Source organism: Nonomuraea sp. NPDC050404, assembly GCF_040655495.1.
GTDB lineage: Bacteria > Actinomycetota > Actinomycetes > Streptosporangiales > Streptosporangiaceae > Nonomuraea.
In genome coordinates this window covers 1-10143 of the sequence record NZ_JBFAKB010000068.1, presented here as the reverse complement: position 1 = coordinate 10143, position 10143 = coordinate 1, and the positions used below count along the sequence as shown (strand labels likewise).

The 10143-nt window shown below is 69.6% G+C and carries 1 protein-coding gene; it reads left to right on the top strand.

Annotation, left to right across the window (positions count from 1 at the left end; genetic code table 11):
* Positions 1 to 3: 3 nt before the first annotated feature.
* Positions 4 to 10143 (top strand): SDR family NAD(P)-dependent oxidoreductase (locus AB0I81_RS63555; protein ID WP_360680527.1); only part of this gene is annotated, 10140 nt, incomplete at its 3' end.

Genomic DNA, 10143 nt, shown 5'->3' with positions numbered 1-10143 from the left:
GGGATCGAGCCTGGGTCGTTGCGGGGGAGTCGTACCGGTGTGTTCACCGGGGTGATGTACAACGACTACGGGCTGGCCCTGGGCAACGCCGCCGGCCGGCTGCACCAGGGAGCCGCCGGTGAGGTGGTCGAAGGGCTCGGCCAGCGCGACGCCGTCGAAGGTTACGAAGGTACGGGAACCGCGCCGAGCGTCGCCTCCGGCCGCGTGTCGTACACGCTGGGCCTGGAGGGTCCGGCGGTGACGGTGGACACGGCGTGTTCGTCGTCGCTGGTGGCGCTGCACTTGGCGGCGCAGGCGCTGCGATCGGGGGACTGCTCGCTGGCGCTGGCGGGTGGGGCGACGGTGATGTCCACGCCGAACACGTTCATCGGGTTCGCCCGGCAGCGTGGTCTGTCGGTGGACGGACGGTGCAAGGCGTTCTCCGACAGCGCCGACGGGGTGGGCTGGGCGGAGGGTGTGGGCGTACTGGTCCTGGAACGCCTGTCGGACGCCCGCCGCAACGGCCACCAGGTGCTGGCGGTGCTGCGCGGGTCGGCCGTCAACCAGGACGGCGCGTCGAACGGGTTGACGGCACCGAACGGTCCGTCGCAGCAGCGGGTGATCCGGCAGGCGCTGGCAGGAGCGGGGTTGTCCCACACGGATGTCGACGTGGTGGAGGCGCACGGCACCGGGACGCGGCTGGGCGATCCCATCGAGGCGCGGGCTCTGATGTCCACCTACGGGCAGGGTCGTGATCGGCCGCTGTTGCTGGGGTCGGTGAAGTCGAACATCGGTCACACGCAGGCAGCCGCGGGTGTCGCGGGCGTGATCAAGATGGTCATGGCGATGCGGCACGGCGTACTGCCGAAGACCTTGCACGTGGACGCGCCGTCCTCGCACGTGGACTGGAACGAGGGTGCGGTCGAACTGGCGACCGAGGCGCGGTCGTGGCCGGAGGCCGGGCGGCCGCGCCGGGCCGGTGTGTCGTCGTTCGGGATCAGCGGGACGAACGCGCACGTCATCATCGAGCAGGGGCCGGTGCCGGATGCCGCCACGGAGCCGGTGGCGAGTCCGGGGCTGGTTCCGGTGGTGGTGTCGGCCCGGTCTGCGGAGGGGTTGCGGGCGCAGGCCGGTCGGCTGGCGTCTCACCTGAGCGACGGGCTGGGGTTGGCTGACGTTGCGTTCTCGCTGGCCACGACCCGGTCGGTGTTCGAGCATCGCGCGGTCGTGCCGGCCGGTGATCGTGAGGAGGCCGTGGCCGGGCTGCGGGCCGTTGCGGAGGGGCGGCCGGGGCCGGGAGTTGTGCTGGGAGAGCAGAACGGGCGGCGGGGGAAGGTGGCGTTCCTGTTCGCCGGTCAGGGGAGCCAGCGGGCGGGGATGGGCCGGGAGTTGTATGACCGGTTCCCGGTGTTTGCCGAGGCTCTGGATGAGGTGATTGCGGAGCTGGATCCGTTGTTGGAGGGGTCGCTGCGGGAGGTGTTGTTCTCCGATTCGGAGGCGTTGGATCAGACGGGGTGGGCGCAGCCGGCGTTGTTCGCGCTGGAGACGGCCCTGTTCCGGCTGATCGGGGTACGGCCGGAGGTGCTGGCCGGTCACTCGGTTGGGGAGATCACGGCTGCGCATGTGGCCGGGGTGCTGTCGCTGGCCGATGCGTGCGTTCTGGTGGCGGCGCGGGCGCGGTTGATGCAGGCGCTTCCTGAGGGTGGGGCGATGGTGGCGGTTCAGACCGCCGAGGAAGACGTCGCCGCTCTGCTGGTCGGGCGCGAGGCCGAGGTGTCGATCGCGGCGGTAAACGGCCCGGCCTCGGTGGTGATCTCCGGTGTCGAGCAGGCCGTTCTTGAGGTGGCCAAGGCGCTGGGGGTGAAGACACGGCGGTTGCGGGTGTCGCATGCGTTCCATTCGCCCTTGATGGAGCCGATGCTGGCGGACTTCCGCGCGGTCGCCGAGACGCTGACTTACAGCCCGCCGAGAATCCCGATCGTGTCCACCCTGACCGGACGGCCGGCGACCACCGAAGAGGTGTGCTCGCCCGGGTACTGGGTGGACCAGGTGCGCGGCGCGGTCCGGTTCGCCGACGCCATGCGCACCCTGGGCGACCAGGACGTCCGGGCCTGTCTGGAGCTCGGCCCGGACGGCGTGCTGGCCGCGATGGCCGCCGACACCGTGGATGCGCTGCTGGTGCCGGCGCTGCGTAAGGACCGTGGTGAGGAGGCTGCGGTGCTCTCGGCGCTGGCCGAGTTGCACGTGCATGGTGTGGCGGTGGACTGGCAGGCCGTGATTCCGGGTGGGCGCCGGGTCGATCTGCCGACGTACGCCTTCCAGCGCCAGAGGTTCTGGCCTGACGGTACGGGCTCCCAAGCGGGAGACGTGACAGCGGCGGGGCTGACGGCCTCCCAGCACCCGATGCTCGGTGCCGCCGTTGGACTGGCCGGGATGGACGGGGCGGTGCTGACCGGTCGTATCTCGCTGGGGTCGCATCCGTGGCTGGCGGATCATGCGGTGGGCGGGGTCGTGGTGTTCCCCGGCACTGGGTTCGTGGAGCTGGCGATCCAGGCGGGCGATCAGGTCGGATGTGACGTGGTCGAGGAGCTGACCATGACCGCGCCGCTGGTGCTCGGTGAGCGGGACGTGGTGACGGTACAGGTGTGGGTGGCCGCGCCGGATGAGTCGGGCCGACGCGAGCTGGGCGTCTACGCCCGGGCCGGGGACGACGAGCCGTGGGTCGAGCATGCGACCGGTGTGCTGGTGTCCGGTGGTCCGGCGGTTGTGCCGTTCGATGCGGTGGTGTGGCCGCCGCAGGGTGCGTCCTTGATCGAGTTGGACGGGTTGTATGAGCGGCTGGCCGAGGGCGGGCTGAGTTATGGGCCGGTGTTTCAGGGGTTGCGGGCGGCGTGGCGTGGCCTGGAGGGGGAGGTGTTCGCGGAGGTCGTGCTGCCCGAGCAGGTTTCGGGGGTCGGTTTCGGGGTGCATCCGGCGTTGCTCGATGCGGTGTTGCACGTGGTGCCGCTGGCCGGGTTCGAGGGTGGGCTGTTGCCGTTCTCGTGGGGTGGGGTGTGCCTGCATGCGGGCGGGGCTTCGGTGCTGCGGGTGCGGCTGGTCAGGACGGATGACGACGCGGTTTCGGTGAGTGCGGCGGACGCCGGTGGCGAGATGGTGTTGTCGGCGCGGTCGCTGGTGTTCCGGCCGTTCTCTGCCGATGAGTTTGGTGGTCGGCGAGATGCTCTGTTCGGGGTGGAATGGTCGCCGCTGACGGGGCTTTCGGCGGTTGAGGTGTCGTCGGTGGCCGTGGTTGGTCAGGACGCCCTGGGTGTTGGTGGTGGGTCGGTTCCGGTTTATGCGGATATTTCAGCTCTGGTGGGTCCGGTGCCGGATGTGGTGGTAGCCGAGTTCGTATCGGACCCGGTGAGCGAGACGGTGGAGTCGGTTCATGAGCTGACCGCGCGGGCTTTGGATCTGTTGCAGAGGTGGTTGGCCGACGACCGGTTCGGTGAGTCGCGTCTGGTGGTGGTCACCCGAGGGGCGATGGGGTCGGGTGATCTGGCGGGTGCGGCGGTCTGGGGTTTGGTGCGGTCGGCGCAATCGGAGAATCCGGGCCGGTTCGTGCTGGTGGATGTCGAGACGTCTGCATTGCCGGCTGAGGTGTTGGCGTCGGATGAGCCGCAGGTGGCGGTGCGCGGGGGTGAGGTGCTGGTTCCTCGGTTGGCGCGAGTGGCGGCCGGTGGCGAGCGTCGGTGGGATCCGGAGGGGACGGTCCTGATCACGGGTGGGACTGGTGGTCTGGGTGCGGAGGTGGCTCGGCATGTGGTGGCTGAGCATGGGGTGCGGCGTCTGCTGCTGACTAGCCGGAGGGGTATGGACGCTTCGGGTGCGGTGGAGTTGCGGGCCGAGTTGATCGCGCATGGGGTTGCGGTGGAGATTGCCGCTTGTGATGTGGCGGATCGTGATCAGGTGGCGGGTCTGCTGGCGGGGGTGGACGTCGATCATCCGTTGACGGCGGTGGTTCATGCGGCGGGTGTGCTGGATGACGGGACGATCGCGTCTTTGACCGCAGAGCAGTTGGGTGCGGTGTTGCGGCCGAAGGTGGATGCGGCGTGGCATTTGCATGAGCTGGCCCGGGATGTGGATCTGGTGTTGTTCTCGTCAGTGGCGGGGACGTTTGGTGGTGCGGGGCAGGGTAATTACGCGGCGGCGAACGCGTTCCTGGATGGGCTGGCTGAGCACCGGCGTGCGCAGGGTCTGGCCGGAGTGTCGTTGGCGTGGGGCCCGTGGGCGCAGGACGCCGGGATGGTCGGCGGGCTCGGCGAAGCGGACTTGCGCAGGATGGCGCGGGCGGGTCTGGTGCCGTTGTCGGTGGAGCAGGGGTTGTCGTTGTTCGATGCGGCGGCCGGTGCTGGTCGGGCGGTGGTGGTGACCGCGCGGATGGATGCGGGCGCGGTGGCGCGGGCCGGTGGCGAGGTGCCGCATCTGTTGCGCGGGTTGGTACGCGGAGTTCGCCGGTCGGCCGCTTCGGCGCTGGTGCCGTCGGGTGGTGAGGCGCTGGGTGGGCGGCTGTCCGGGATGGGCCGGGCCGACCGGGTTCGGTTCATGACGGAGCTGGTCCAGGGCCAGGTGGCTGCGGTGCTGGGGCATGCCTCGCCGCAGCTGGTGGAGGTACGGCGGGAGTTCCGCGAGCTGGGCTTCGACTCGCTCACTGCGGTGGAGTTGCGTAACCGGCTGAACGCGGCGACGGGGCTGCGTCTGTCGGCCACGCTGGTGTTCGACCATCCGACGCCGGCCGCGCTGGCGGAGTTCGTGCTAGGCGAGTTGCTGGGTGAGCAGGCCGACGTGGTGATTCCGACCGGGGTGACGCCGGTGGCGGACGATCCGGTCGTGATCGTGGGTATGGCGTGCCGCTACCCGGGTGGGGTGACCTCGCCGGAGGAATTGTGGAAGCTGGTGGTCGGGGAGACCGACGCGATCACTGGATTCCCGACGAACCGGGGCTGGGATCTGGGGGCCCTGTACAACCCGGATCGGGAGAGCCAGGGCACCAGTTACGTACGTGAGAGCGGCTTCCTGCACGACGCGGGGGAGTTCGATCCCGGGTTCTTCGGGATCTCGCCGCGTGAGGCGTTGGCGGTCGATCCGCAGCAGCGGTTGTTGCTGGAGGTGTCGTGGGAGGCGGTCGAACGGGCCGGGATCGACCCGACGTCGTTGCGCGGCAGCCGTACCGGTGTGTTCGCCGGTGTCATGTACCACGATTACGCCAACAGCGTGTCGTTCCCGCCGGACGTGCAGAGCTTCTCCAGCATCGGTAGCGCCGGCAGCGTCGCCTCCGGCCGCGTGTCGTACACGTTGGGTCTGGAGGGGCCTGCGGTGACGGTGGACACGGCGTGTTCGTCGTCGCTGGTGGCGTTGCATCTGGCGGCGCAGGCGCTGCGTGGTGGTGAGTGTTCGCTGGCGCTGGCCGGTGGCGTGACGGTGATGGCCACGCCAAGCTCGTTCATCGACTTCAGCGCCCAGGGCGGTCTGAGCTCTGACGGACGGTGCAGGGCGTTCGCCGACAGCGCCGATGGGGTGGGCTGGTCGGAGGGTGTGGGGGTGCTGGTGTTGGAGCGGCTGTCGGACGCGCGCCGCAACGGTCACCAGGTGCTGGCGGTGGTGCGCGGGTCGGCGGTCAATCAGGACGGTGCGTCGAATGGCCTGACCGCGCCGAGTGGCCCGTCGCAGCAGCGGGTGATCGGTCAGGCGCTGGGCAGCGCGGGGTTGGCTCCTGCCGATGTGGACGTGGTGGAGGGGCACGGTACGGGTACGACGCTGGGCGATCCGATCGAGGCTCAGGCGCTGCTGGCGACCTACGGCCAGGACCGGGACCAGCCGCTGCTGTTGGGGTCGATCAAGTCGAATCTCGGTCACACCCAGGCGGCCGCCGGTGTCGCGGGTGTGATCAAGATGGTTATGGCGATGCGGCACGGTGTGCTGCCGAAGACCTTGCACGTGGATGCGCCGTCCTCGCATGTGGACTGGTCGGCGGGTGCGGTTGAACTGCTCACGGAACGGGTGGAGTGGCCCGAGGTCGGACGGCCTCGTCGGGCGGGGGTGTCGTCGTTCGGGATCAGTGGCACGAATGCGCACGTGATCTTGGAGCAGGGTCCGCAGGTTGCCGTGGAGGCGCGGGAGCCGGTTGGTGGTGTGGTGCCGTTGCTGGTGTCCGCGAGGACGGAAGAGGGGTTGCGGGCGCAGGCCGGGCGGCTGGCGTCTCATCTGAGCGATGAGTCGGGGTTGGCTGATGTCGCGTTGTCGCTGGCCACGACGCGGTCGGCGTTCGAGCATCGTGCGGTGGTGCTGGCGGGCGATCGTGAGAGCGCCCTCGCTGGTCTGGGTGCGGTGACCGAGGGCCTTCCGGGCGTGCTGCGGGGGGTGGCTGGGTCGGAGCCGAAGCTGGCCATGTTGTTCACGGGTCAGGGGAGTCAGCGGGCGGGGATGGGCCGGGTGTTGTATGACCGGTTCCCGGTGTTCGCCGAGGCTCTGGATGAGGTGATCGCTGAGCTGGACCTGCTTCTCGATGGGTCGCTGCGTGAGGTGCTCTTCGCCGAGCCTGGTGCGGCCGAGGCGGAGGTGTTGGATCTGACGGGGTGGGCGCAGCCGGCGTTGTTCGCGGTGGAGACGGCCCTGTTCCGGCTCGTCGAGTCCTGGGGCGTGCGGCCGGAGATGCTGGCCGGTCATTCGGTTGGGGAGATCACGGCGGCGCATGTGGCGGGGGTGTTGTCGCTTCAGGATGCGTGCGTTTTGGTGGCGGCGCGGGCGCGGTTGATGCAGGCGTTGCCGGCGGGTGGGGCGATGGTGGCGGTGCAGGCGGCCGAGGAGGACGTCACCGCCCTGTTGGCTGGGGAGGACGTCGCCGCTTTGTTGGCTGAGGGGGGTGTTGGCCTGTCGGCCGGGCGTCAAGGCGATGTGTCGATCGCGGCGGTGAACGGTCCGGCCTCCACGGTGCTGTCCGGGGAAGAGCAGGCGGTGTTGAAGCTGGCTGCTGTCCTTGAGCAGCGTGGGGTGAAGACGCGGCGGTTGCGGGTGTCGCATGCGTTCCATTCGCCGTTGATGGATCCGATGCTGGCGGACTTCCGCGCCGTGGTCGCGACGCTGACCTTCAGCGAGCCGCGCATCCCGATTGTGTCCACGTTGACCGGGGAGGCAACCGAGCGGTTGTGCTCGCCGGAGTACTGGGTGGAGCAGGTTCGCGGCGCGGTCCGGTTCGCCGACGCCATCCGCTCTCTCCAAGATCAGGGCGTGGGGGCGTTCCTGGAGTTGGGTCCTGATGGGGTGCTGACCGCGATGGCCGCCGACACCGTGGATGTGGTGCCGACGTTGCGTAAGGACCGCGACGAGGAGTCCGCGATCATGTCGGCGCTGGCCGAGTTGCACGTGCGGGGAGTGCCGCTTGATTGGGCGGCGGTGTTCCCCGGGGCTCGTCGGGTGGAGTTGCCTACTTATGCCTTCCAGCGCAGGTGGTATTGGCCGAGCTCCACATCGGCCGGGGACGCCCGGGGACTGGGCTTGACTGCTGCGAGCCATCCGCTGCTGGGGGCTGCCGTGGGCTTGGCCGACTCCGATGAGGCGCTGTTGACCGGTCGTATCTCGCTGGGGTCGCATCCGTGGCTGGCGGATCATGCGGTGGGCGGGGTTGTGGTGTTCCCCGGCAGCGGGTTCGTGGAGCTGGCGATCCGGGCCGGTGATCAGGTCGGATGTGACGTGGTCGAGGAGCTGACCATGACCGCGCCGCTGGTGCTGGCCGGGGATGAGGCCGTCACGGTTCAGGTGCGGGTGGGACCTGCCGATGGGTCAGGCCGCCGGCAACTGGGCATTCACGCCAGGCCACAGGCCGCCGATGAGGAGCCGTGGGTCGAGCATGCGACCGGTGTGCTGGTGTCCGGTGGTCCGGCGGTTGTGCCGTTCGATGCGGTGGTGTGGCCGCCGCAGGGTGCGTCCGTGATCGAGCTGGACGGACTGTATGACCGGCTGGCCGTGGATGGGCTGAGTTATGGGCCGGTGTTTCAGGGGTTGCGGGCGGCGTGGCGTGGCCTGGACGGGGAGGTGTTCGCCGAGGTCGTGCTGCCGGAGCAGGTGTCAGAGTCCGGCTTTGGGCTGCATCCGGCGCTGCTGGATGCGGTGTTGCGCGTGGCGCCGCTGGCCGGGTTCGAGGGTGGGCTGTTGCCGTTCTCGTGGGGTGGGGTGTGCCTGCACGCTGGTGGCGCGTCGTTGCTGCGGGTGCGGCTGGTCAGGACGGGCGGCGATGCGGTTTCGGTGAGTGCGGTGGACGCGGTTGGGGAGATGGTGTTCTCGGCGCGGTCGCTGGTGTTCCGGCCGTTCTCTGCCGATGAGCTTGGTGGTCGGCGGGATGCTCTGTTCGGGGTGGACTGGACGCCGCTGATGGAGCCTCCGGCGGCCGAGCCGGTGCCGATGGCGGTGGTTGGTCGTGGTTTTCCGGGTGTCGCTGCGGTTCAGGTTCACGCGGATCTGGCGTCTTTGGCCGGAACGGGTGCGGTGCCGGGTGTGGTGCTGGCCGAGGCGGTCTCGGGTGCGGTGGGGGTGGTGGAGTCGGCTCATGAGCTGACCGCCCGCATTCTGGGCTTGTTGCAGGAATGGCTTGCTGATGACCGGTTCGGTGATTCCCGTCTGGTGGTGGTCACCCGTGGGGCGGTGGGGTCGGGTGATCTGGCGGGTGCGGCGGTGTGGGGTTTGGTGCGGTCGGCGCAGTCGGAGAACCCGGGCCGGTTCGTGCTGGTCGACCTGGACGAGGAAGCCTCAGTAGCGGTACTGGCCGCAGCGCTGGCCTCGGGTGAGCCGCAGGTGGCGGTACGCGAGGGTGAGGTGCTGGTTCCTCGGTTGGCGCGAGTGGCGGCCGGTGGCGAGCGTCGGTGGGATCCAGACGGGACGGTCCTGATCACTGGCGGGACTGGTGGTCTGGGTGCGGAGGTGGCTCGGCATGTGGTGGCTGAGCATGGGGTACGGCGTCTGCTGCTGACCAGCCGGAGGGGTATGGACGCTCCGGGTGCGGTGGAGTTGCGGGCCGAGCTGATCGCGCATGGGGTTGCGGTCGAGATTGCCGCTTGTGATGTGGCGGATCGGGATCAGGTGGCGGGTCTGCTGGCCGGCGTGGATGTCGATCATCCGTTGACGGCGGTGGTTCATGCGGCGGGCGTGCTGGATGACGCGACCATTTCCTCGTTGACGCCGGAACAGCTGGGTGCGGTGTTGCGGCCGAAGGTCGATGCGGCCTGGCATCTGCACGAACTGGCCCGGGATGCGGATCTGGTGCTGTTCTCGTCGGTGGCGGGGACGTTCGGTGGTGCGGGGCAGGGCAATTACGCGGCGGCGAACGCGTTCCTGGATGCCCTCGCCGAGCATCGGCGGGCGCTGGGGTTGGCTGGGGTGTCGTTGGCATGGGGTCCGTGGGCGCAGGATGCCGGGATGGTCGGCGGGCTCGGTGAAGCGGACTTGCGCAGGATGGCGCGGGCCGGTTTGGTGCCGTTGTCGGCCGAGCAGGGGTTGGCGTTGTTCGATGCGGCGGCCGGTGCCGGTCGGGCGGTGGTGGTGACCGCGCGGATGGATGCGGGCGCGGTGGCGCGGGCCGGCGGTGAGGTGCCGCATCTGTTGCGCGGGTTGGTACGGGGGGTTCGCCGGTCGGCGGTTTCGGCGGGCGGGGATTCGGAGTTGGTGCGGCGGCTGGCCGGGATGGGCCGGGCTGATCAGTCCCGGCTGGTTGTGGAGTTGGTACGCGCGCAGGCCGCAGCGGTGCTGGGGCATGCCTCGCCGCAGATGGTGGAGGTGCGGCGGGAGTTCCGCGAGCTGGGCTTCGACTCGCTCATCGCGGTGGAGTTGCGTAACCGGCTGAACGCGGCGACGGGGCTGCGGTTGCCGGCGACGCTGGTCTTCGACTACCCGACGCCGATAGCGCTGGCGGAATACCTGCTGGCCGAACTGCTGGGTGAGCGGGCCGGCGTGGTGATTCCCTCCGGAGTGGTGCCGGTGGCGGACGACCCGGTGGTGATCGTGGGGATGGCGTGTCGCTATCCGGGTGGGGTGGCCTCGCCGGAGGATTTGTGGCGGTTGGTGGTGGAGGAGACGGATGCGGTTTCTGGTTTTCCGTCGAATCGGGGTTGGGATTTGGAGGGTGTTTATGATCCG